This is a genomic window from Paenibacillus sp. IHB B 3415 (assembly GCF_000802655.2).
Lineage (GTDB): Bacteria > Bacillota > Bacilli > Paenibacillales > Paenibacillaceae > Paenibacillus_AQ > Paenibacillus_AQ phytohabitans.
Window position 1 is genome coordinate 18,369 of the sequence record NZ_JUEI01000045.1, and the last position, 23,610, is coordinate 41,978.

Here is a 23,610-nt window from a genome sequence, read left to right on the forward strand (position 1 = left end):
AGCTACCCTGGTACGTACCTTGTCGCGCCAGCAGTTTGACTAACTTGGTCTGTAACCCGATGCTGATCAATCGAAATAAGTGGAAAAACGACGTTTAATATCTCATCCAATACTAAAAATAGGATAATAAGTGGAAAAAGAACAATTAATTCTGCCGAATATGCCTTTCACTAGAGAAATGGAATAATTAGATGCTCTTTATCCATTTATTGTTTATAGTCTGTTTGGTTATTGGAATTTAGATGTACATTTTCCACTTAATTAATATTGGACTAGAGACAAACTTATCAAAATGAGCCACAAATGCGATACATGTACAATTTCCCGCTGCAGATTGCTCACACACCCTTGATTTAACCCAATATTACTGTTACTTATGCATAACGAGAGACTCTCTAGAGTGACGTGATCAATTAGTGTTAAAGATACTATTCAGTAACTATCACCGCTATTAGTGCAGTTCCCGCAGTTCCCGCTACACTTTCATTATCATCGCATTCACGGCTATTGCCGCTACATTCCCCCCTTATACCTTTCCCCCTGTCTTAATATCATTTATCTGTACTACGCAAACATCTGTCTTACGCACACCGCATACCACACACCACTAACGGATTACCCCTATTGACAACCTGTATATACAGGTTTAAACTGTGTGAAGTGTTTGACCTTGTATATACAAGTTTAATGATTGAAATACAGCAATTCTTTTGGAGGTGCTTAATTTGACCCAGTCCCGGTATTCAGAATGGTGGCGCCGGTCCACAGTGTATCAGGTGTATCCGAAGAGCTTCAAGGACACGACAGGTAATGGAACGGGAGATATAAGAGGCCTTACTGAGAAATTGGATTATTTGCAGGAGCTTGGTATTGATATAGTCTGGCTTCAGCCGGTCTATGTCTCGCCCCAATATGATAACGGTTACGATGTAGCGGATTATGAGAATATTAACCCTGATTTTGGCACGATGGAGGATTTCGATGAGCTGATAGAGGAGCTGCACCGGCGCGGCATGAAGCTGATGACCGATATCGTGGTTAATCATACCTCGACGGAGCATGAATGGTTCAAACAGTCGATTTCAGGCAAGGACAACCCGTATCGTAATTATTATATCTGGAAAGACCCGGCACCAGGCGGCGGCTTGCCGAATAACTGGCAATCGAAGTTCGGGGGGCCTGCCTGGCAGTTCGATGAAGCTTCAGGACAATATTATCTTACCTTGTTCGACAAGACTCAGGCCGATCTGAATTGGGAGAATGCAGAGGTCCGCAGAGCGGTCAGCGATATGATGCTGTTCTGGGCACGCAAGGGTGTGGACGGGTTCCGGATGGATGTCATTAATTTAATTTCCAAGGACCAGCAGTTCCCTAATGATGACGGGAGTATACCGCCGGGGGATGGACGGAAGTTCTATACGGACGGACCACGGGTTCATGAATACATCAAAGACATGTATGAAGAGGTATTCGGCCCGTTTGAGATGGTGACGGTCGGGGAGATGTCCTCCACTACCCTTGCACATTGTATCCGCTACTCGAACCCTGAAGAGCGGGAGTTCTCCATGACCTTCAATTTCCACCATCTGAAGGTGGATTATCCGGGCGGACGGAAGTGGGAGCTGATGCCCTATGATTTCGAGGCATTGAAACGGCTGTTCAGTGAGTGGCAGACCGGGATGCAGCAGGGCGGAGGCTGGAACGCTTTATTCTTCAACAATCATGATCAGCCGCGGGCCCTCTCCAGATTCACCGATGATGATGTCTACCGCGAAGAAAGCGCGAAACTCCTGGCTACAACGCTGCATGGACTTCAAGGAACGCCTTATGTCTATCAGGGCGAGGAAATCGGCATGCCGAACCCGAAGTGGAAGGGCATCGAAGAATTCCGCGATATTGAGTCCCTGAACATGTACCGCATTCTGCAGGAACAGGGCAAGAGCCCGGAAGCGGCCCTCAGCATCCTACAGGAGCGTTCGCGCGACAATTCCCGTACGCCGATGCAGTGGGATGACAGTCCGAATGCCGGATTCACCAGCGGTACGCCCTGGCTGAAGGTCGACGAGCGGTACCCGGACATTAATGTGCAGAAGGAGCTGGAACGGCCGGATTCGATCCTCCATCATTACCGCAAGCTGATTGCTCTGCGCAAAGAGCATGCTGTATTCATCGAAGGTGTATTCCGCAGATTGGATGAAGGTCATCCCGAAGTGTTCGCTTATGCCCGGACAGGGATAGGGGAGACCCTTGTTGTGGTCTCGAACTTCAGCAGCAAGGAAATTAGCTTCCGGTTCGCGGACAAGCATTGGGCAGACTTAAGCCAAGCGGGTACGGACAAGCTTCTAACCGGTAATACAGCCGATGCACCTGCATTAACCCAAGAGCTTCAGCTGAGTCCTTATGCTTCCTATATGTGGTTAACAACATCTAATACTTAAGGAGTGATGATATGGCTATTGACCGCAAGAATGTAGAGGATATTGTAAGGGCGGTTGGGGGCAAGGAGAATATTGAGGTCGCTACACATTGCGTAACCCGGCTAAGATTCTCGCTCTATGACGAGAGCAAGGTGGATTCAGCAGCGCTGGACGCCAATGACCTTGTCAAAGGACAATTTTCCAGCCAAGGCCAGTTCCAGATCGTAATTGGTCCGGGAACCGTTGATAAAGTGTATGACGAAATGATTCAGCTGACCGGCGGTGCCCGTTCTTCCAAGGATGAGGTGAAATCGGCAGCGGCCCGTAAGCAGAATCCTCTGCAGCGGGCGATTAAGACGCTGGCCGATATCTTTATTCCGATCCTTCCGGCCATCGTGACTGCAGGTTTGCTGCTCGGGATCAATAATATACTGACGGGCCCGGGTATCTTTTTCAGCCAGTCGCTGGTCGATGTCTATCCGCAGTGGAAAGATATTGCGGCGATTATCAATACGATTGCCAGCACAGCCTTCACGTTCTTACCGGCCCTGATCGGCTGGGCGGCAGTGACCCGGTTCGGCGGCAGTCCGCTGCTCGGGATTGTGCTCGGACTTATTCTCGTTCATCCGGATTTATTAAGTGCATACGGTTATGCCAGTGCTTCTACGGAAGGAACAGTTCCGACCTGGAATTTGTTTGGCTGGCATCTGGAGAAAATCGGTTATCAGGGACAGGTATTGCCGGTGCTGGTCTCGGCCTATATTCTGGCCAGCATTGAGAAGTTCCTGAACAAGAGGGTACATGACTCGATTAAACTGCTGGTTGTTGCGCCAGTGACTCTGCTGATTACAGGTTTTCTGGCGTTCACAATCATCGGACCGGTTACCTTCGGCATTGCCAATGCGATCACTTCCGGACTGGTCTATGTGTTCGATCATTTCGCGATTCTAGGCGGCTTAATCTATGGCGGATTCTATGCGCTGCTGGTCATCACAGGGATGCACCATACCTTCCTGGCCGTTGACGTTCAGCTTATCGGCAGTGAAGGAGGCACATTCCTCTGGCCGATGCTCGCTCTCTCCAACATTGCACAGGGGGCAGCGGCACTGGCGATGATGTTCGTCATCAAAGAACAGAAGACGAAGGGACTTGCGGTGACCTCTTCGATCTCTGCCTTCCTCGGAGTTACGGAACCGGCGATCTTCGGGGTCAATATCCGCTACCGCTATCCGTTCATCTTCGGGATGATCGGCTCTGCACTGGGCGGGGTTCTGCTCACGATTAACCAGGTCCGCGCTTCTTCCATTGGCGTTGGCGGGGTTCCCGGCTTCCTGTCCATCTTCCCGAACCAGTGGGGCGTATTCTTCGTGGGTATGGCGATTGTGCTGATCGTGCCGTTTGTGGCTACTGTGCTGTATGGCCGTTCCGTCGTCAGCCGTGCCGAGAAGAGTTCAGCTGCAGCCGCAGCTGCAACCGCAACAACAACGGTCCCCCCGGCCGGAAAAGATGAACTCAGCAGCCGCCAGTCCGTTCAAGGCTCACAGGAGCCGGTGAACATACTGGAGCTGGCTGCACCGCTCAGCGGTACGGCAGTACCGCTTGCGCAGGTACCCGATCCTGCTTTTGCTGAGGGGCAGATGGGTCAGGGGGTTGCAATTGAACCCTCCGAAGGGAAAGTATATGCACCGTTTGATGCGACAGTCGCCCATGTAATCAAGAGCAAACATGCGCTTATTCTGGAGCATGCCAGCGGCGTGCAGGTACTTATCCACGTAGGGATTAATACGGTGTCGCTCAAGGGCAGCGGGTTCACCCAGCTTAAGAATATTGGCGATAAGGTGAAGGCCGGCGAGCTTCTTCTGGAATTCGATATGGATGCTATCCGTGCAGCCGGTTACCCGGTGATTACCCCAATCATCATCCCTGCGGGGCAGGAGATGGTAGAGAAGATTGAGGAGAAGATAGGACCAGCGGCGGCGAAGCAGACCAGTATTCTGACTATTCATCTTAAGGGTTGACCGGACCCGCCCCCGAATTGAATCCATGCGTCCAGAGCCACGGCGTGATACAATATAGGGCGGTGATCTATAATGAGAGAAAATATATATTTGCAAATCTATAATGAATACAGTAACCAGATCCATTCCGGCCAGCTGCTGCCGGGGACTAAGCTTCCTTCTGAAAGTGAGCTGGCCGAGGCGTACTGCACTTCGCGGGAAACGGTGCGCAAAGCGCTGAATCTGCTGTTCCGTGAGGGCTACATTCACAAAATCAAAGGCAGAGGCTCGTTTGTGTTGGATATGACCCGGATGGATTTTCCCGTTACCGGTCTGATCTCGTTCAAGGAAATGGCAGGTACACTCGGTGCTCCCTCACGGACACTGGTAGAGGAAACGGTGATGGAGCCGGCCGGCTCTGCGCTGGCCAGACAGCTGCAGGTTCCGGAGGATACTCCGGTATGGAAGGTGATCCGCGCCAGAGAGATTGAAGAAGAACGGATCATTCTGGACAAGGATTATTTCCGGGCGGATATTGTGCCGTTCTTAAGCGCAGAGATCGCGGCAGGCTCTATTTATGAATATCTGGAAGTGGAGCTGGGGCTGAAAATCAGTTATGCGAAGAAGCTGATATCCGTTGAGCCTGCGACGGAGGAGGATCACCGCCTGCTTGATCTGAAGAAATACACGCATATTGTCGTAGTGCGGAACTATGTGTATCTGGAGAATACGGTGCTGTTCCAATATACCGAATCCAGACACCGGCTGGATAAGTTTCAGTTCGTGGATTTTGCCAGACGGGTGCGGCGGTAATACTATGAAGTAAGCGGCAACGAAAAGAAAAATACATTGCCGGCACCCGGCAAGGTGTGAACATCGATGTCCCCGCCATGTGCTTCAATAATGTATTTGCAGATGGCAAGCCCCAGGCCGGCTCCCCCCCATTGGCTGGAGCGTGATTTATCCCCGCGGTAGAACCGCTCAAAGAGGTGGGGCAAGTGCTCGGGTGCGATTTCTTTACCGTTATCACTCACACTAACCTTCAGCCGCTTCCCGGTATGGGAAGCGGCTATAGTTATATGTGCCTCTTCACCTGCATATTTGGTGGCATTGCCGACTAAGTTGTTAAATACCTGCGTGAGGCGGACTGCGTCTGCCCGCATTCTTCCAGCAGGAAAGGGACGGACCACAGTTAATCTGGCCCTGGCCTCAGTAAATTCATATTCCAGCGGCTGCACGATGGACTCCAGCAGAAGATCGCATTCGATCTCTTCGTAATTCATTTGCAGCTGCCCCGACTCCAGCTCCGAGAAACGGAACAAATCCTCAATCAGATCGTTTAGCTTGTCTGTCTTGTCCCGGATGATTGATAAATAACGCTCGAATTTGACCTTATCCTGTGCGACGCCATCCTGCAGACCTTCCACATATCCCCTGATGGAGGAAAGAGGGGTCCGGAGATCATGAGAGATGCTCGCTATGAGTTCATTGCGTGCTTGTTCATAAGCGTCCTGGTTCACCTTGGATTCCAGCAGACGGGTTCTCATTAGCTCGAACACGGCGCTGAACCTGCCCATTTCGTCATTGGCCCGGTATGTGATCGGGCAATCCATGTTGCCCTGCACAATATGTTCAGCCGCGAGCGTAAGCTCCCGGAGAGGCCGCAGGATTTTGCGGGTTATGATTCGGGTCATCCAAATCGTACAGCAGATCAGCGGAAGCACCAATAGGACCACAGGAATCATTTCATTATAAAATTTATCTGCGGATGAGCTGGTATTGCTCCCGGTGCCGACTGCTACAGAGCAAACGAGAAGCAGCGGAAGCAGAATAATGATAACCATCGAAGTAACCATTTGAAAGCGGAGGCCCGGTTTCTTCATTTAGTTCCCCCCGTAAAATTTATAGCCTATGCCTCGAACGGTAAGAATGTACCGGGGATTGGCCGGATCTAATTCGATTTTTTCCCGTATCTTTTTGACATGCACTGTTACCGTATTCAGATCCCCGTATTCGTGTATTCCCCAGGCACTCCCGAAGATCTGTTCACGGGTAAACACCTGATTGGGATGGATCGCGAGAAAGCGGAGTACCTCGAATTCCCGCGCTGAGAAATGAACGGTCTCCTTGCGTACCCGGACCTCATAGGCTTTGAGATCAAGCTCCAGGCCGGGATATACGACTGTACTCTGTTGCTTTGAAGGTAAGGTTAACCCGTTGAAACGCCTCAGCTGAGCCTTAACTCTGGCCACAATCTCACCTGGACTAAAGGGCTTCACCACATAATCATCCGCTCCCAGACCTAGCCCCAGAATTTTGTCGGAATCCCGTTTTTTTGCGCTGAGCATAATGATGGGAACATCGGACTCCGTACGTATCCTGCGGCATACCTCCATTCCATCAAGCAGCGGCAGCATAATATCAAGGACTACCAGCTGCGGATGAAACTGTCCGAAAGCCCGGAGCGCTTCTTCACCGTCAGGGCAGATGATCACCTCGTACCGCTCTATCTCCAAATAATCCTTGATCAGCTCGGCGATCTCCAGCTCATCTTCGACAATCATAATCCGTTCACTTGCCATAGTAAGGACACACCCGTTTTTTATAGGATTGTTGTTCTATATAAGAAGCACTATAGAAATTAACTAAAAGCAAAAGAAGCGGCCGGAAGTCCAAATGTTCACCGCAGTGACGACTCAGCTTTAAGTGGGGCTCTTTAGTGCGTCTTATATAGTGATCATCATATATGATTTGGATATTTCCGTAAATCAGGACGTTTCAAAACCGATCATGGATAATAAAATTAATACTGCGCCAGCAACGATGATCACCAGATAGAGAACGCGTTTTTTCATAGTTAGGTCTCCTTGGATTTAATTTATTGATTATTTGATTTCCATGTTCCGGAAGCTCATGATCCCCAGCCAGGCAAATACGAGAATAGTCGCAATGGGAATCAGGATTAAGAGAGTAAGCTCATACGTTGTCTGCGTTGGGGTGGCGATATCCATAACAAGCTTAAATACGGAATGCTCATAAAATTCCCTGTACACAGCCCATTTCCCGCTCAGCCATTGTGAGAGGCTGTCGAAGAAAAGCATTACCAGCAGCACCGCGCCAATCGTTATGCCGCTTATTGTTGTTGTGACAGCGAACACGGCAACCATGGAGGCAAAGGCTGCTGCATATAGTATCGTGAAGGCAAGTGTACGAAATAAATATAGGGCGGCATGAATTTCCGGGAGGCTGCCGAAGCCATTCAGCAAACTGCCGGCTATCACACATATGACAGGGACGATTAAGGACAAAATGATGATTCCGATAGAATAGGCCGTCAGCTTGGCAGTATAAATCTGTCTGCGGCTGTACCCCGAAGCAACCGAGATTTTCATAATCCCAAGGCCATGCTCACCTGAGAGAAAGAAGCCTCCCACTACGGCTAAAGAGATTTTAAGCACAAGCATATTCACTTGTACACCTTGGCCGAGCCCTGATATCCCGCTGAAAACCTTCTGATCTGAGCCCATATAATGGATAACTCCGGATAAGATGACCGCCACGAAGATAAAAGTGAAACAGAGAATCCGGAACGAGGGCTCTTTGTACAATTTGTACAGCTCAGACCGTAACAGATTTGCCATTTGCCGCCCCTCCAATCAGCTTGGTATAATATCGTTCCAGCTTTTCGCCCTTCGGCATGAATTGCTGGACTTCCAGACCTGCTGCAAACAGCTTAGCCGAGAGCGCGCCGGGACGGCCGAACGGTTCATACAAGCGGATGATACCGTCAGCATCTAATTCATATTCCGTTGTCTGCCATTCTTCTTGTATAATTCCTATGGCTTTCTCTGGTGAGTCTACCTTGATGTGCAGGTATTGCCTGCACTTGGCCTGAAGCTCGCTTACAGACAACTGCTCCAGCATTCGCCCGTTATGAATAATCCCGTAATCCGTTGCCAGCAAATGCAGCTCACTCAGAATATGGCTGGATATCAGAATACTGATGCCCTTGTCCCTATTTAAATGAAGCAATAATTCTCTTAATTCAACAACCCCCACAGGATCGAGTCCATTGGTGGGTTCGTCAAGAATAAGCAGCTCAGGGTTGCCGAGCAGTGAAACCGCCAGACCCAGCCGCTGCTTCATACCCAAAGAGAAGTTGGCAGCGATTTTGCTGCCGGCCTGCTCCAGTCCTACCAGTGATAAGGTTTGGCGGATCTGCGTTTTGTCGCGGATTCCCTTTTGCAGCCGGAATACCTCCAGGTTCTCTGCGGCTGATAGATGAGGGAAAAGGGCGGGTGTCTCAATAGTCGTGCCAATCCTTTTTCTCGCCTGTACAAGCTGTGCGCCTTCCTTATATCCGAATAATTCAATTTGGCCTGAGGTTGGCCTGGAAAGTCCTGCCGCTATCCGCATAAGGGTTGATTTCCCGGCGCCGTTCTGGCCTATGAACCCATAGATGCTGCCCCGGCGTATCGACAGGTCGACACGATCCAGTGCAGGGTGATGCTTGTAATGCTTGGATAATTGGTGTGCCTGTAGCACATATTCGCTCATGCGTTCTCCCACCTCATTAGATTTCTATGTACTTAAAGTGTCTGCCGGCTTTCTCTCATTCTAGCGGCCCGTTATAAACGTTCACCCCATCTAATCTGAACAGGCCATAAAGATTTCATTAACATTTGATAAACATTCAGCAAAAAATGACCAATCCTTCAAGTAAAATGGCGAGCAGTGGCCCCTTGTTTAAATTACAATTTCAGTAGGATGGCAATCCTCATAATTTTCGGGGTAAGTCCTTTATTCTGCGTATGGGAAAAAATAATATCGGCTTGTAGAATGGTACTGAGGATTGTAAACGCTTGCGCACAATTTCAGGGAGGCTATTATGCACTCAATAAATGTCAGGAACCCCGTGATCTCCGGCTACTATCCAGATCCAAGTGTAGTCCGCGTAAATGATGATTACTATTTGATTAACAGCTCTTTTGAGTATTTTCCCGGCGTCCCTATATTCCATAGCAAGGATCTGATTCACTGGACGCCGATAGGACATGTATTGACCCGGAAGTCCCAGGTGGACCTGCGGACAAGCGGCAGCTCTGACGGTATATATGCCGCTACGCTACGCCATCATGCGGGCCGCTTTTATATGATTACTACGGATGTGAGGGGAATCGGTAATTTCTTCGTGACAGCGGACAAGCCGGAAGGTCCCTGGTCAGAGCCGGTCTTGCTGCCTTATGGCGGGATCGATCCGTCCCTGTTCTTCGATGAGGATGGGCCCGCTTACGTGACTGTGCAGAATGGAGCCGGCTATGAATCCCATATTATCCAGTACGAGATTCATCCGGAGTCCGGTGAAGTGCTGTCTGAGCCTGTGGAGATCTGGCGGGGGGATGAGGGTCCATGGGTAGAAGGGCCGCATCTGTATAAAATCAAAGGCGTCTACTACCTGATGACGGCATCGGGCGGCACCGCCCGAGATCACCGGGAGATCATTGCCCGCAGCAGCTACCCTTACGGGCCGTTTGAGGATAAGCCTGAACCTATACTGACCCACCGCGGGCTGAAGGAGCATCCGGTTCAATGCCTGGGCCATGCGGATCTGGTAGAGGATACGTCCGGGAAGTGGTGGGCCGTCTTTCTGGGCATGCGTCCGGTGGATGGCAAATACTCTCCGCTGGGCAGAGAGACCTTCCTGGCTCCGGTTACCTGGACGGAAGAAGGCTGGCCGGTGATTGACAACAATGAAGGAACCGTTGTCTCCGCTGAAGATTCCAGTCCGGATGACATTGTTCAGCGTATGGAGCTGAGCGGAGGCTTCGGCCCGGAATGGGCTTTTCTGCGCAGCTATGAGCAGGAACGGTATTCCTGGACAGAGCGCGATGGCAAGCTTGCCATCCGGGGGAATGCCTACACGCTGGATGATGAGGCGCCGGCTGTGTTTGCCTGCATCCGCCAGAAGCATCACCGGATGGAGACGGGCGTAAGTCTGGATTTTGATCCCGTGAAGGATGGGGAGTATGCCGGACTGGCCGCCCGCCTGAACAACCGGGGATACATCTTCTGGGGACTCGCCAGCCGGAGTGGCAGACGGGTTATGGAGCTTACCGTCAAGGACGGGGATCAGAAGCAGATATATCATTACCCGGCGGGGCGCTCCGGAGAGGTACGGCTCCGCCTCCGTTCGGACGGAGAGGTCTATACCTGCTCGTATTCTGAGGATGGCATCTCCTGGCATGACGCAGAGCAGAGGGTACATGTATCTGTCCTGTCACCTGAGGTGAACGGCGGATTCACCGGTGTCTGCCTGGGACTTCACGCCTCGGGAGAGGGTGCGGATGCTGCGGCTCCAGCTTATTTTGCAGAATTCTATTACACAAATACAAAAGGAGATGTCTTATGACACATTTGCCGAAACCTAATGAACCGCTCGTTACCCACATCTATACTGCGGACCCGTCCACCCATGTCTATGAAGGGAAAATCTACATTTATCCTTCCCATGACCTGGATCACGACGGACCGGATAATGATAACGGGGACCAATATGCGATGGAAGACTATCATATTCTGTCACTGGATAACTTTGAGTCACCGGTAGTGGATCACGGCCAGGCGCTCCATCTGGATCAGATCCCCTGGGCCTCCAAGCAGCTCTGGGCTCCGGATGCAGCCTATAAGAATAATACCTATTATCTGTTCTTCCCGGCCCGTGATCACGACGGAATATTCCGGATTGGTGTGGCAACCTCTGCTTCACCGGCAGGCCCGTTTGACCCGCAGCCCGATTACATCGCTGGCAGCTATAGTATTGATCCGGCTGTATTGGTGGATGACGATAACCAGGCTTATATCTATTTCGGCGGTCTTTGGGGAGGGCAGCTGGAGAAATGGCAGACAGGCACATTCGTGGCGGATGCAGAGGGGCCTGCTCTGGATGCGCCGGCGATTGGGCCGCGTGTGGCTCTGCTGAGCGAGGATATGCTGTCTTTTCAGGAGCAGCCTGCTGAGATCTCCATTGTAGATGAAGAAGGGAACCCGATTCTTGCCGGTGATGAGCAGCGGAGATATTTCGAAGGACCGTGGGTCCACAAGTACAACGGGTATTATTATCTCTCTTACTCGACAGGAACACAGCACACGCTGGTGTATGCCGTCAGCCGGAATCCGCAGGGTCCCTTTACCTTCAAGGGCGAGATTCTCTCTCCGGTCATTGGCTGGACCACCCATCATTCGATTGTTGAGTTTGAAGACAAGTGGTATCTGTTCTATCACGACAGCTCATTATCAGGCGGCGTGAACCATAAGCGCAGCGTGAAATACACCGAGCTTAAGTATAATGCCGACGGAACGATTCAGAAGATTGATCCATACCCGGCCTCTGCTGAATCAGCGGAGTAATCCGCAGGCTCAGCAGCTTGCATCACAGCAGCCTGAATGACAGCAGAACAAACGGCAGCTTCCCCGCGGAGGCTGCTTTTTTGCTGTATGTAGAATGAATAATCCGGCAATGTGAACCGCACGTTAGAGTACAATCAGACAAGTCGCCCGTCCACGTGAACGAGATAAGGGAGCTCTTCTGATTTCTTACACCGGATTCGTGCCGGCAGCGCTGAGGTTCTTAAGTTCACATCGTATTCGCGTTAATGTTGTACGTAGTACAACTTTGATACCTGAATATCCGCATGTTCGGCAGGATTGTTGTACGAAATACAGCAATTATCCTGCTAAACCGTCTGGAGGCAGTGAAATGATGCCTTTTGTACAACAATTTCGGATTTGTGCCGGGATAGTGAGGGAAATGTTGTATTTGGTGCAGGATTAAATAAAGTAAGCTGCTCCTGCTTCTGCCCGAAGGGAATCTGGACAGTAAAAAAGTAAGATGTACCGTCAATTTAAACAGAGCATGTCTCGGGATTATTGGAGATGCTCTATTTGGTTATGGGCTGTCGCAGACTTTCCTTTAATTTGGCCAGTGTATCTTTAATTTCGCTTCTACTTGGACCGGCAGCTCCTGCTATATATTAAATTTGGACAAAGAATAAAAGGGGGGTACAGCAGGGATTTTTATGAATGCGTTTCCAATAATACACCGTTTGAACTAGCAGTATCGAAGATCATCCCCATTACATGAGGAGAGTGGACAATGATATCTCATACCCAAACACGCAAACTTCGCAGACTGACTTCAACCGTAATAAGTGCGGCGCTACTTGCAGGCTTGTTGCCGCAGACCGCTCTGGCCGGAGATACCTGGCCGTTCAAAGGGGACAGCGCGCATGGAGCTAACCAGCCGAGTATACATGGCTACACCAGCAATCAAATCGCGGGTTGGAGTCCTGAGACCGATCCGGATGCGGAACTGCTTCGTTCCCGCGTGCCTTTACAGAAGCGGATTTCATCTTTCACGGCTACACAGGCTAATCCTAAGCTGAGTCCGGATGTCAAGATGATGAATGTCGCAGGCGATTATGGAAATGCCTTCATTGAAAATGCTCCTTATACCAACAAGTTTGCCCAATATCACTTCAATTTCTGGCAGTATGTTGATTATTATTCGTATTGGCATGGTACTGCAACGGCATATACGCCGCCGGAATATTACGATGATCTGGCCCAGTCCGACTGGCAGCAGAAGTGGTTTGAGTTCGGCATGCTGAATATTCCGAATCCAACCTATACGGATGCCGCACATAAGAATGGGGTTATGTCGCTGGCCGGTGTGTTTTTCTCCAACAATGACCGCGGACAGCAAACCTACAAACAAATGATTGTGAAGGATGAGAACGGTGACTTCCCGGTCGCCAGGAAAATGATTGAAATGGCAAATTACTTCGGCTTCGACGGCTATTTCCTTAATCAGGAAGAGGTGAGCCCGAATGTCGCTACAGCCGATATTCCCGATTACATGGCTTTCATGAAGGTGCTTCAACAAGGCGGGTTATATGTCCAGTGGTACGATTCATTAACTACGAACAACGGTTCCAATACCTTTACAAGAACCTTTAGTAATAACAATATTTCGATGCTGTATGATAAAACGGCAAAAGAGCCGGTTTCAAACTCCTTTTTCTTCGATTACGGAGTGAATAGTACCCATATTAATACAGCTATAGGCTATTTGGCTGGAATGAATGAGGATGAAGGGACAAATTACAATCTGTTTGATATTGGCTTTGCCGGACTTGAAGCAGGCCGTGACCGTTTCAAGAGCGTACAGGGAACAGCTCTGAAAGACAAGTTGACAGCAGGCGGAGCTCCGCGTTTGAGCATCGCAACGCTCGGAGCTGATTTCGTCCATGCCGGTCTTGACGAGGATATGGGACAAGCGTGGCCTGTCTCCAAACGTACAGACAATGATTACCAGTGGATGACCCATCTGCGGGAGCAGCTCTGGTGGTCAGGTCCGAATGTGAACCCCGGCAATACAACCGTTTCGCCCGCGAATACGGTGGCGGATGTCTATGCGGATAACCGCTACTGGCCGGGGATTTCTTCGGTCATTGCGGAACGCTCAGTGGTTCAGAATTCCAACTTCTATACGAATTTCAATACCGGGCATGGTATTTCCTATTATGTTAACGGGGAAAAGTCAAATGAGGAAGAATGGTCCAACATGAGCCTTCAGGATATTCCTGTAACGTGGCAATGGTGGCAGGATACCCTGGGCAACCGCTTGACGGTTGATTACGACTACGGTCCGGAATATACAATGACAGACAATTCACGCATGAGCTATAAGCAGATCGGCGGCTTCAACGGAGGCAGTTCACTGGTTGTGAACGGGGCGCTGGACAAGGAGAATTTCCTCCGCTTGTACAAGAGCGACCTGTCCGTACAGGCAACGTCCCAGCTGTCGATTGCTTATAACAAGACTTCAGCCGACGATGCTTCTGTCTTGAGTGCAGGCCTGATCTTCAAGGACAATCCGTCCAAGGTAGTCAAGGTACCTGTGGAGAACAGCGGTAAACAAACCATGGGCTGGGCAACGGCTGAGGTGGATCTGGGGGCTTACGCAGGTAAAGAAATCGCAGCCTTTGGCCTGGTGTTTACACCGGGTGCAGGCACAATCGCCGATTATCAGGTAAACATCGGCCAAATCCGCATCTCTGACGGTTCAGCCGTGAAGCCGGCCGCGCCAACCCGTCTGGTGGTTTCGCAGGCCTTGCCGAATACGAATGAAATGATTTTGAAGTGGGATCTGAACAGCGATTATTCCCAGGTGAAGCAATACAATGTATATGTGAACGACATCTTTATGGGCGGCAAATATGACGAGACGTTCTACATCAAACAGCTGCCAGCCAAATCCGGTATAATTAAAGTCATTCCTGTAGGCGCGGACGGAGTAGAAGGGGAAGCGGCCACAGTGTCCTTTAATTTGGACTCAGCAGTATCGGGAGTTGAAGCCGAATCAAGCGAGAACGGCGATCTTCTGGTCAAGTGGTCCGGTTCAGACGCTGCCGGGAACGTTAAGGTGACGGTGAAATCGGTAAACTGGATTACAACCGCAGAACCTGTCTCCAGACAATTGATCCTGCCGCAAGGGACAACCTCGGCATTGTTCAGCGATATGCCAATTAATGGGGACGAGTTCACTGTAACCATCCAGGCAGGCAACTCGGATATTGTAACCTATAATGGTACGTTCATTGACAAGCTGTCGGAGCCTTATGCCGAAGCATGGTCCTGGAATGGAAATACACTGAGCCTGCCAATGCCGAACACACGGGACTGGAGGTACATGTACGTCTATGAAGACGGAGTTCCTAAGTCTTTTGCGGTAACCTATTTATCAGGGGCAGCAGCGCAAAAGCCGATGATTATCCGCGGCCGCACCACGAAGGCGAGCCTTAGCTTTACGTCGACCAAAGCAGTAACAGTGGTGATGGAGGATTACAGCGGGAACAAATCTCAGCCGCTGCAGCTGGATAAGCGGTACAATGTAACCTTTAACAGTAACGGCGGCCAGCCGAAAGCGAAGGTTGTCCAGGTTATGAACGGTGCGCTTGTGACTGCACCGAATGTGGCGAGAGAAGGTTATGTGCTGGAAGGCTGGTACAACGGTAATGAGAGATGGCACTTTGCCTCTGACACGGTAAATGGTCCGCTTACGCTGCAGGCGAAATGGACCGCGCTGCCGCCGGATGTACAGGTGGTCAGTGAAGGCTCGTTCCGGGCAGAACAGGATGGAGTGCTTCGTGCTGTTGGTAAAGGTTCCGGTACATTGGTCTATGCCTGGTATGTCGATCAGGGAGAAGGATACGGTGAAGTTATTGCCGCTGGCGACACGCTGACACTTACAGATCTGACAGAAGATATGAGCGGTTACCGCTATAAGGTCATTGTGACCGGCGAAGGCGGCTTGACCGCAGAGAAGGAATATAACCTGCAGGTGCTTCCGGCGGAAATCCAATGGATGACCCCGGCCTTTGTGATGGACTTGCCATCGGTACTTGAGACTGTTGCCGGGGAGCCGATCGCGCTTGCCGTCGATACATCAGGAGATATTGCCTCCATTGAGTGGGAAATGAAGCGTGCTGCCGATGAGGAATGGCAGACGGTTCCGGGCGTTACCGGCGCGGTATACCGGTTCAATCCATTATTTGAAGAGGATGGAACGAATTATCGTGTTGTGCTGACCGGCAAAGAGACCACAGACCCGGTGCGTATTGTTGGCTCACCACTGGCACTGAAGGTCTATCCGCAGCATGAAGCTCCGGCGATTGCTTCATTTACGGCGACGAGCCAATCGGTAATGGAAGGTAACGATGTGACCTTTACAGTTGTTGCCGATTCCGTATATGGTGAACTGGGCTACAGCTGGTTCAAAGATGATCTGGTTATAGAGGGTGCTCTTGGCAGCAGCCTGACCATTGCCAAGGCACAACTTTCTGATACAGGCGTTTATAAGGCGCGTGTAGAGAATACCCGCATCGTTGGCGACCGCCCTTATGTGGACGCGGCGGATACAGAGGTTATTACTCTGACTGTAAACCGTCAGCCGGTGACGCCGACTAATCCCCCGTTGACGGCAACCAATCCTCCGGTGGCTGCTCTGCCAACGGCAACACCAGTACCGGCTGCAACACCGGCGCCTTCGGCTGCAGTGATATCAGCCGCACAGCTGGGCAGTCCGGCCGTGAACGGTGTAGTTACCGTGCAGGTACAGCAAGCGGTTACAATTGAGCTTCCGGTTAACGCCGGTGAGCTGCTGGGAACCAATACGCTCCGCGTACAGGGAGACGGAACAGTTCTTGAACTGACACCGGACCTGCTGAAGCAACTGGCCGAAGCCGTGCCCGCTGCCCAGGGCAACGGTGCAAAGATCGTGCTGCAAGCAGAATTCAAGGCACTTGCACAAGCTTCGCTGAAGACGGAAGCCGGTGTATCGCTTAAGGGACAACTCCTGGACTATGATCTGAGCCTGTCCTTGGCAGATGGAACCGTTAAGCGTCCCGGCAATTACGCTTCTCCTGTTAGGATAAGCTGGGCAGCCGGTGAAGGACTTTATCCGAAGCTGCTTGGCCTGTACCGTGTAGGAAGTGACGGCACACTCACTTATCTGGGAGGATCTGCTGCGGCCGGCAGTCTTACAGCCGAACTTGACGGCAACGGCACTTACGCACTGCTGGAGTATACGAAGCAGTTCAACGATGTTCCGGTTACGCACTGGGCCTTCGAAGCCTTGCGTGAGCTGTCTGCGAAGCATCTGATCAAGGGGATATCGGAGCAGGCTTATCAGCCGGGCCGGAATATTACCCGGGCTGAATTCGTGCAGCTGATGGCCGGCACGCTGCAGCTAAGCGGCAGCGGCACCACTTGCGAAGCATCTGATCAAGGGGATATCGGAGCAGGCTTATCAGCCGGGCCGGAATATTACCCGGGCTGAATTCGTGCAGCTGATGGCCGGCACGCTGCAGCTAAGCGGCAGCGGCACCACTTCCTTCAGTGATGTTCCGGCAGGCGCCTGGTATCAGCAGGCACTCTCCGGCATGGTCGAGGCCGGTCTGATTACCGGCCGTACGCCGGAGTCCTTCCAGCCGGCTGCAGCAATCAGCCGGGAGGAGATGACCGTCATTCTGATGCGCGCTTACCGGCTGCAGCAGGGTTCAATCCCGGCCGCAACGGGCAGCCTGTCTATTAAGGATGCTGGAGACATCTCCGGCTGGGCAGCGGATCAGGTGGCTGAAGCCGCTGCGCTTGGCCTCGTGAAAGGGCGGGCTGACGGAACCTTTGCGCCCAAAGCTCCCGCCACCCGGGCAGAAGCTGCGCAGATGCTGCTGAATTATTTGAAATAGCTTAACCGGGAAGGATGCATGAACCGGTTCTGTGAACTATAGCCAAGGCGCTCACCCTCTGAAGATACCAGGGGGGAGCGCTTCTTGCATATCATATTTATGCCAATAACCTTTAAGGAGGTGGAGCATGCGGAGAAATACCCTGTACCGCAAGTATTTCAAAGATAATCTGTTTATGCGCTTTACCCTGATTGTATCCTGCGTCTTCATTGCAACGATTATTGCCTTCTCTTATCTTGTCTTAACGCTGATTTCGGATTCCGCCGTGGAGCGGCAGATGGATACCCAGCGGAATACGATGGAGAGCATCAGCAATTATGTGGAGAATAAATACCAGTCTGTACAGGATATGATTCGCGATGTGTACCGGGACGGGAGCCTGGCGAGCAATACCACATTTCTGCTGGAGCATCCGTTCAGCGAGTATGTAGAGCACCGCCTGGACCGTTATTTCGCGGCAGGTCAGCCCACATCCGATACCGTGCAGTATTTCCAGAACAAGATCGACGATGATCCGGATATCCGCAGCCTGATGCTGTACAGCGCGAACCAGCAGGTGATGTATTATTACAAGAGCCGCCGGCAGTTCGATGTGGTACCTACCAATGCCGCCCACTCCTTTGTTCCGGATTCTATGGTTCTGGATGAGGAGAGTCTGGTGTCTGTGCCGAATATCTGGGTGCTGCAGAGTATCGGAATGCAGCGCTCACCCATGTTCTCGGTGAAAATTCCGATCAACAACAAGTCGTCGCTGCTGAATATCGGCCAAATCCTGGTCTACTTCGATTCCACAGCGATCGGGAAGGCCATGAGCAACTACAAGGAGGAATTCAAAGGCGAAATTCTGGTGCTCTCCGCCCAGAATGAAGTGATTTTTGACAGTACGGGCAAGGGATATGGAACCAAATACCGGGAACTTGCGGGAATGAACTCCGGCGAGGAGGTTACGGTGGACGGTATGGTGGTGACGAGCCTGACCCAGGGCCAGGCCGGCTACTCTGTAGTCAGCTTAATCTCCAAGAAGGAGCTTGCCGAGACCTACCGCAGTGCACGCAACACCATTATTTCGATTGCGCTCATCTGTATGCTGTTCGCTGTATTGCTGCCGGCGATGTTTATTTCTAATTTTGCCAAAAGAACACACCGCATCATCCGCTTTACCCGCAAAGTGAAAAACGGGGATTTAAATACACGGATTATCGACAGCAAGGAAGACGAGCTCGGCCAGATTGCCAAAAGCTTCAACAGTATGCTCGATGAGCTCAACCAGTATATTGATCAGGTATATAAAGCTGAAATCAAACAGAAGCATACGGAAATCGCTACGCTTGAGGCCCGCGTGAATCCGCATTTTCTGTATAATACTTTGGAAGTCATACGGATGCGGGCCATTTCCAGCGGTGCCAAGGATGTCGGGGAGATGATCTACAGCCTGTCGGTGCTCTTCAAGTCCTATGTCCGTCCCAAAGCGAGATATACGTTCAAAGATGAGCTGGAGGCGTGCCGCATGTATCTGGAGTTATTCCGCATTCGTTATAAGGACCGGTTGGTCTACACAATCGAATGCAGCAAAGAGCTGGAAGAGCTGCCTATCCTCAAAATGTCGCTTCAGCCGGTGATAGAAAACTATATCCTGCATGGCATGCGGACCGGACAGGCGGACAATAAGATCAGCATCAGGGCTTATCCGGATCAGCAGGGCATCCAGGTTGTCATTGCCGATAACGGGCTGGGCATTCCCGCTGAGCGTCTGGAAGAGCTCAGGCTGGGGCTGGAGCATAACGGGGGAAAGTCCGGCTCAGAGTCGTTCGGGCTGCGGAGTATTCATGAGCGGTTAAGGCTGATGTACGGGAAACAGTATGGCGTAGGCCTGATAAGTGAAGCAGGAGCAGGAACGGAAATAACCGTTACATTCCCATATCCCGCCAAGGAGGGGACAGAACATGTATAAGGTATTTATTGTGGATGATGAGCCGTTCATTCTTAGCGGCCTGCAGGATATACTGGACTGGGAGCTTCTGGGGCTTACGGTTACAGGGCAGGCAGAGAACGGGAAGGAAGCCCTTGAGCAATTACGCGAGACTCCCGCTGATATTCTGATTACTGATATATCCATGCCTGTGATGACGGGACTCGAGCTGATCCGCGCGGCGCAGGAAATCAATCCGGAGATGAAAGCGGTTGTGCTGAGCGGGTACGATGAATTCAAGTATGTAAAAGAAGGTCTGTCGCTCGGGATTGAGAACTATCTGCTCAAGCCCATCAACCTGGAGGAATTCCGCAGCACGCTGGAGACGATTGTCGAGAAACTGGATGTCTCGAGGCTGGATACGGAGTGGTCCCGGTATACGAATTCCGTGCTGAAGGATAATGTGCTGCTGCGCTGGGTACGGGGCCAGATCGATGCCGGGGAGCTGGCTGAACGGCTGCACCTGCTCGGCTTATCGGTCAGCAAACGTTATGTTCAGGTTGCGCTGATCCAGGCAGAACCGGCTACGGAAGCCTTCAGGACCAACGCAGCTGCGCTGGTCGGCGCCCACCCTTCATTCTTCATGTTCTGGGATTCGGATAACGACCTGGTGCTCATTCATAATTTCGGGGATGAACTGTCCGGGGCTGAGGGGATGGCCTCCTTGCTGCAGGAAATGACCTGCTTGAGCATTTCCGGCCAGCAACTGCGTATTGCAGTCGGTGCGGTTGCGGAAGCGGAGCACGCGGCTCCTTCAAGCTATGAGCAGGCGAAGCAGGCACAGGAATTCCTGGAGATCCACCCGGAGCGCAGCATGATTTATTATGAGCAGCTGAAGGACCGCAAGGGGAATCTTGAAGCAGCCCTGCCGGAGGACTGGAGTGAGTATTCCAAACTTATCATGTCCAAGAATTACGGGGAGCTGGCAGAGAAACTGGATGCCTATACCGCGGATACAAGCATGGAGGGCTTGACGCCCGAGCTGCTCCGCGAGATTTCCCTGGAGTGGATTCTGTACTTCCGGATGCTGATCAAGGATATCCGCAGCGAGATGGAGCGAGAGTTCATTGCAGAGGGACTGACCGCGATCCGCAGGGCGCATTCACTGCCCGGCCTGTCGGCGGCGCTGAAGCAGACAGCGGCCAGCATCATCGGGCTGCTGGACCGGGAGATGAAGAGTCCGGTAGTGAACCAGGTGCTGAATTATATTGAGAAATCCTACAGCGAGAATCTGTCCCTGAAGAAGCTGGGCTTCATGTTCAATATTCATCCCGTGTACCTGGGGCAGCTCTTCCACAAATCAACCGGCGAATCGTTCGCAGAATATTTGAACCTGTACCGGATTGAGCGGGCCAAGGAGCTGCTGCGCTCGACCAACCAGAAGGTGCATGAGATCGCCAGGAATGTGGGCTATTGGGAGATGGGGTACTTTTACAAACAATTCAAAAAATATGTCGGTATTTCACCGACCGAATACAAGGGGCTGCTCTAGGGCAGTCCTTTTCTAGTGTCCCCGCAAAGTACCTGTGGAATCATCAGCCCCAGAGCCCCACTTTGTGGGGTTATCTTGAAATATAAGAATTTATATGTTTCACGTAATAAATTATCCTTCTATTTCTCGCTGAAACACCCCGTCCTCTAGAGGACGGCGTAGCCGTTTCCACTTGTGCGCCCGGGAGATAAGCGGTCAGCTTTAGCAGATTGTTTCCCTGGCTTGTTATGTTCATGTGAGAACGCTTTCTATAGAACTTTAATCTGTACTATTGTTTATTTACTTTGTTAACTATTTGCTGAAAAATCTCTTTGATATAATTTAACTATGTTAACCGGAAGTAATAAAGGGCCTTACATTCAGTTCTATTGGTAGCGCTACCTTTGTGTTGAAAACGCTTATAAAAATCAGTAAATACCTTTACAACAGAAAGGATCGTCAACATGAACACTAAGAAGACAAAGGGGATCAAGAGAAAAAGATCCCGCTGGACCAAAGACGATACAGAGCTTGCGTTACTTGCCTTGCCAACAACGGTATGGTATATCCTCTTCAGTTTTTTGCCTATGTTCGGCATCATTATTGCGTTTAAGGACTTTAGGATAAAGGGGGGCTTTCTATCCAGTATTGTGAACAGCTCCTGGGCTGGAGGCAATGGACTCAAAAACTTTGAATCCTTATTCAATTTTGGAGATATCGGGATTATTATCCGCAATACGCTCTTGTATAATATCGTTTTTATCATATTAGGGATTGTAATTCCTGTTATATTAGCGCTTATGATTTACCAGCTGCACAGCCGAAAGGCGACGAAGGTCTATCAGACGGCACTCTTTATGCCTTACTTCCTTTCCTGGGTAGTAGTGGCCGCAGTTGTCTTTGGTTTCCTCAGTTATGATAAAGGTCTTTTAAACGGTTTCGTAGAGCAGGCAGGCGGAGAACGGATACAGTGGTACATGCAGCCCGGTTACTGGCCGTACCTGCTGACCTTTATGAACCTGTGGAAATCCCTGGGTTATGGAATGGTGGTGTATCTGGCTTCAATCGTAGGCATGGATGGAACTTATTATGAAGCCGCTGTCATCGACGGGGCAAGCAAATGGAACCAAATGAGATATATCACTTTACCGCTTATGAAGCCGGTCATTATCATTATGTTCATTCTCAACATAGGAAGAATCTTCTATTCGGACTTCGGACTGTTCTATCAGGTGCCGCAGGCATCCAATTCATTATTTGATGTGACTTATACCATTGATGTCTATGTGTATTCCATGATGAAATCCGGAACGACCGGTATGGCTTCAGCTGCTGCATTCGTTCAGTCTGCAGTGGGGTGCCTCACGATTCTTGCGGCCAATGCTATTGTGAAGAAAATCGATTCAGACAGCGCAATGATATAAGGCTCGTAATTAGGAGAGGTGAACTATGAAAGACGAAGCAAGTGTACAAAGCGGCTTGGACAGGCATAACCGGATCAAGCCATTAACTAATATTCTGTTCAACTTAGTGTTCATAATTCTCGGAATCATCGCTGTATTCCCGGTATTGTTTGTAGTCATGATTTCTTTGACCGCCGAATCCTCTATTCAGGAGCATGGGTATCAGATCATTCCCGCAGCCTTCTCGCTGGATGGTTACAGATTTCTATACCAGCAAAGCGATATGATTCTTAGAGCTTTAGGGGTTTCGCTTTTTGTAACAGGGGTAGGGACAGTGCTGGGCGTAATGCTTACGACTAGCATGGGGTATGTCATGTCCCGGCCGCAGTTCCGTTTGAAGAAGTTTGTAACCTGGCTGGTATTCATTCCAATGATCTTTAACGGGGGACTGGTCTCGTCTTACTATGTCACAGCAAATCTGCTGCACCTGAAAGATTCGATCTGGGCACTGATCCTGCCGCTGGCGGTGAGTTCATTCAATGTAATTATATGTAAAACATTCTTCCGCTCGACTATTCCGGATGCCTTAGTGGAATCGGCCAAAATCGACGGAGCATCGCAGTTACGTATCTTCTTACGCATTGTTCTGCCTATATCGCTTCCTGTTCTGGCTACGATAGGGCTGTTCCTGAGCTTCTCCTATTGGAACGACTGGTTCCAGTCCATGCTCTATATTGATAATCAAAACATGTATTCCCTTCAAGCCCTGCTCAGCAAGATCATGGGCCAAGCTGATTATCTAGCCAAGAACGCCTCTTCTCTGGGCGTCAGTATTGCAGAGGCGGCATCCAAAATGCCAAAAGAGTCCGCCCGTATGGCGATTACAGTCTTAATCGTTTTACCTATAGCCTGTGCCTATCCGTTTTTTCAAAAGTATTACACCTCCGGGCTGACCATTGGAGCTGTAAAGGAATAAGCGGTTATCGTATAAGGTTCCCAAAGGCATCACATGTTTCAACATCATATAAAATTTCAATCTTAGGGGG

Annotated in this window: 15 protein-coding genes; 11 read left to right on the forward strand and 4 right to left on the reverse strand. The window is 50.6% G+C overall.

Features of this window, described 5'->3' with window-relative positions; translation table 11 throughout:
- Positions 1-716: 716 nt before the first annotated feature.
- The 3 genes from treC (at position 717) to treR (ending at position 5,227) form a co-directional block, all read left to right on the forward strand.
- A complete protein-coding gene (treC, locus tag QW71_RS19880) occupies positions 717-2,438 on the forward strand; it encodes an alpha,alpha-phosphotrehalase (RefSeq protein ID WP_235441507.1) in 1,722 nt (573 codons plus the stop codon).
- A gap of 11 nt (positions 2,439-2,449) precedes the next feature.
- The gene (gene treP / locus QW71_RS19885; protein WP_039302519.1) at positions 2,450-4,435 is read left to right on the forward strand and encodes a PTS system trehalose-specific EIIBC component; all 1,986 of its coding nucleotides are present in this window, start codon (positions 2,450-2,452) and stop codon (positions 4,433-4,435) included.
- Positions 4,436-4,507: 72 nt separating this feature from the next.
- Positions 4,508-5,227 carry a trehalose operon repressor gene (treR, locus tag QW71_RS19890; RefSeq protein ID WP_039302521.1) on the forward strand — a complete coding sequence of 240 codons (720 nt, stop codon included), beginning with the start codon at positions 4,508-4,510 and terminating at the stop codon, positions 5,225-5,227.
- Between the two features lie 2 nt (positions 5,228-5,229).
- Here treR and QW71_RS19895 read toward each other — a convergent pair whose 3' ends face one another.
- The 4 genes from QW71_RS19895 to QW71_RS19910 form a co-directional block, all read right to left on the reverse strand.
- On the reverse strand, positions 5,230-6,297 hold the full coding sequence (locus QW71_RS19895) for a cell wall metabolism sensor histidine kinase WalK (RefSeq protein ID WP_039302524.1): 1,068 nt from the start codon (positions 6,295-6,297) through the stop codon (positions 5,230-5,232).
- A complete protein-coding gene (locus QW71_RS19900; protein ID WP_039302528.1) occupies positions 6,298-6,996 on the reverse strand; it encodes a response regulator transcription factor in 699 nt (232 codons plus the stop codon). It lies immediately after the preceding gene.
- 303 nt (positions 6,997-7,299) lie between these two features.
- Positions 7,300-8,055: an ABC transporter permease gene (locus QW71_RS19905; protein WP_039302530.1), complete on the reverse strand. Its 756-nt coding sequence runs from the start codon at positions 8,053-8,055 to the stop codon at positions 7,300-7,302.
- Entirely contained in the window at positions 8,033-8,971 is a 939-nt protein-coding gene (locus QW71_RS19910) for an ATP-binding cassette domain-containing protein (RefSeq protein WP_039302532.1), read from the reverse strand. Before QW71_RS19910 ends, QW71_RS19905 begins: the two co-directional genes overlap by 23 nt.
- Positions 8,972-9,302: 331 nt before the next feature.
- Between QW71_RS19910 and QW71_RS19915 the strand changes: the two genes are divergently transcribed.
- The 8 genes from QW71_RS19915 to QW71_RS19950 all read left to right on the forward strand — a co-directional run bounded on the left by QW71_RS19915 (position 9,303) and on the right by QW71_RS19950 (position 23,540).
- Entirely contained in the window at positions 9,303-10,823 is a 1,521-nt protein-coding gene (locus QW71_RS19915; RefSeq protein WP_039302536.1) for a glycoside hydrolase family 43 protein, read from the forward strand.
- Complete coding sequence (locus QW71_RS19920) at positions 10,820-11,821, forward strand: glycoside hydrolase family 43 protein (RefSeq protein ID WP_039302539.1); 1,002 nt, start codon at positions 10,820-10,822, stop codon at positions 11,819-11,821. Before QW71_RS19915 ends, QW71_RS19920 begins: the two co-directional genes overlap by 4 nt.
- Positions 11,822-12,566: 745 nt before the next feature.
- Positions 12,567-17,312 (forward strand): InlB B-repeat-containing protein, encoded by a 4,746-nt coding sequence (locus QW71_RS38570; protein ID WP_063776460.1) that lies wholly within the window; start codon positions 12,567-12,569, stop codon positions 17,310-17,312.
- Entirely contained in the window at positions 17,266-17,721 is a 456-nt protein-coding gene (locus QW71_RS19930; protein ID WP_373604783.1) for an S-layer homology domain-containing protein, read from the forward strand. Before QW71_RS38570 ends, QW71_RS19930 begins: the two co-directional genes overlap by 47 nt.
- Positions 17,722-17,848: 127 nt before the next feature.
- The gene (locus tag QW71_RS19935; RefSeq protein WP_039302545.1) at positions 17,849-19,672 is read left to right on the forward strand and encodes a sensor histidine kinase; all 1,824 of its coding nucleotides are present in this window, start codon (positions 17,849-17,851) and stop codon (positions 19,670-19,672) included.
- A complete protein-coding gene (locus QW71_RS19940) occupies positions 19,665-21,182 on the forward strand; it encodes a response regulator transcription factor (RefSeq protein ID WP_039302549.1) in 1,518 nt (505 codons plus the stop codon). Before QW71_RS19935 ends, QW71_RS19940 begins: the two co-directional genes overlap by 8 nt.
- Before the next feature lie 443 nt (positions 21,183-21,625).
- Entirely contained in the window at positions 21,626-22,585 is a 960-nt protein-coding gene (locus QW71_RS19945) for a sugar ABC transporter permease (RefSeq protein WP_039302551.1), read from the forward strand.
- Positions 22,586-22,610: 25 nt separating this feature from the next.
- Entirely contained in the window at positions 22,611-23,540 is a 930-nt protein-coding gene (locus QW71_RS19950) for a carbohydrate ABC transporter permease (protein ID WP_039302555.1), read from the forward strand.
- Positions 23,541-23,610: the final 70 nt, after the last annotated feature.

Coding starts and splice junctions, on each gene's coding strand:
- treP (WP_039302519.1), top strand. CDS start 2,450: ATGGCTATTGACCGCAAGAATGTAGAGGATATTGTAAGGGCGGTTGGG.
- treR (WP_039302521.1), top strand. CDS start 4,508: ATGAGAGAAAATATATATTTGCAAATCTATAATGAATACAGTAACCAG.
- QW71_RS19895 (WP_039302524.1), bottom strand. CDS start 6,297: ATGAAGAAACCGGGCCTCCGCTTTCAAATGGTTACTTCGATGGTTATC.
- QW71_RS19900 (WP_039302528.1), bottom strand. CDS start 6,996: ATGGCAAGTGAACGGATTATGATTGTCGAAGATGAGCTGGAGATCGCC.
- QW71_RS19905 (WP_039302530.1), bottom strand. CDS start 8,055: ATGGCAAATCTGTTACGGTCTGAGCTGTACAAATTGTACAAAGAGCCC.
- QW71_RS19910 (WP_039302532.1), bottom strand. CDS start 8,971: ATGAGCGAATATGTGCTACAGGCACACCAATTATCCAAGCATTACAAG.
- QW71_RS19915 (WP_039302536.1), top strand. CDS start 9,303: ATGCACTCAATAAATGTCAGGAACCCCGTGATCTCCGGCTACTATCCA.
- QW71_RS19920 (WP_039302539.1), top strand. CDS start 10,820: ATGACACATTTGCCGAAACCTAATGAACCGCTCGTTACCCACATCTAT.
- QW71_RS38570 (WP_063776460.1), top strand. CDS start 12,567: ATGATATCTCATACCCAAACACGCAAACTTCGCAGACTGACTTCAACC.
- QW71_RS19935 (WP_039302545.1), top strand. CDS start 17,849: ATGCGGAGAAATACCCTGTACCGCAAGTATTTCAAAGATAATCTGTTT.
- QW71_RS19940 (WP_039302549.1), top strand. CDS start 19,665: ATGTATAAGGTATTTATTGTGGATGATGAGCCGTTCATTCTTAGCGGC.
- QW71_RS19945 (WP_039302551.1), top strand. CDS start 21,626: ATGAACACTAAGAAGACAAAGGGGATCAAGAGAAAAAGATCCCGCTGG.
- QW71_RS19950 (WP_039302555.1), top strand. CDS start 22,611: ATGAAAGACGAAGCAAGTGTACAAAGCGGCTTGGACAGGCATAACCGG.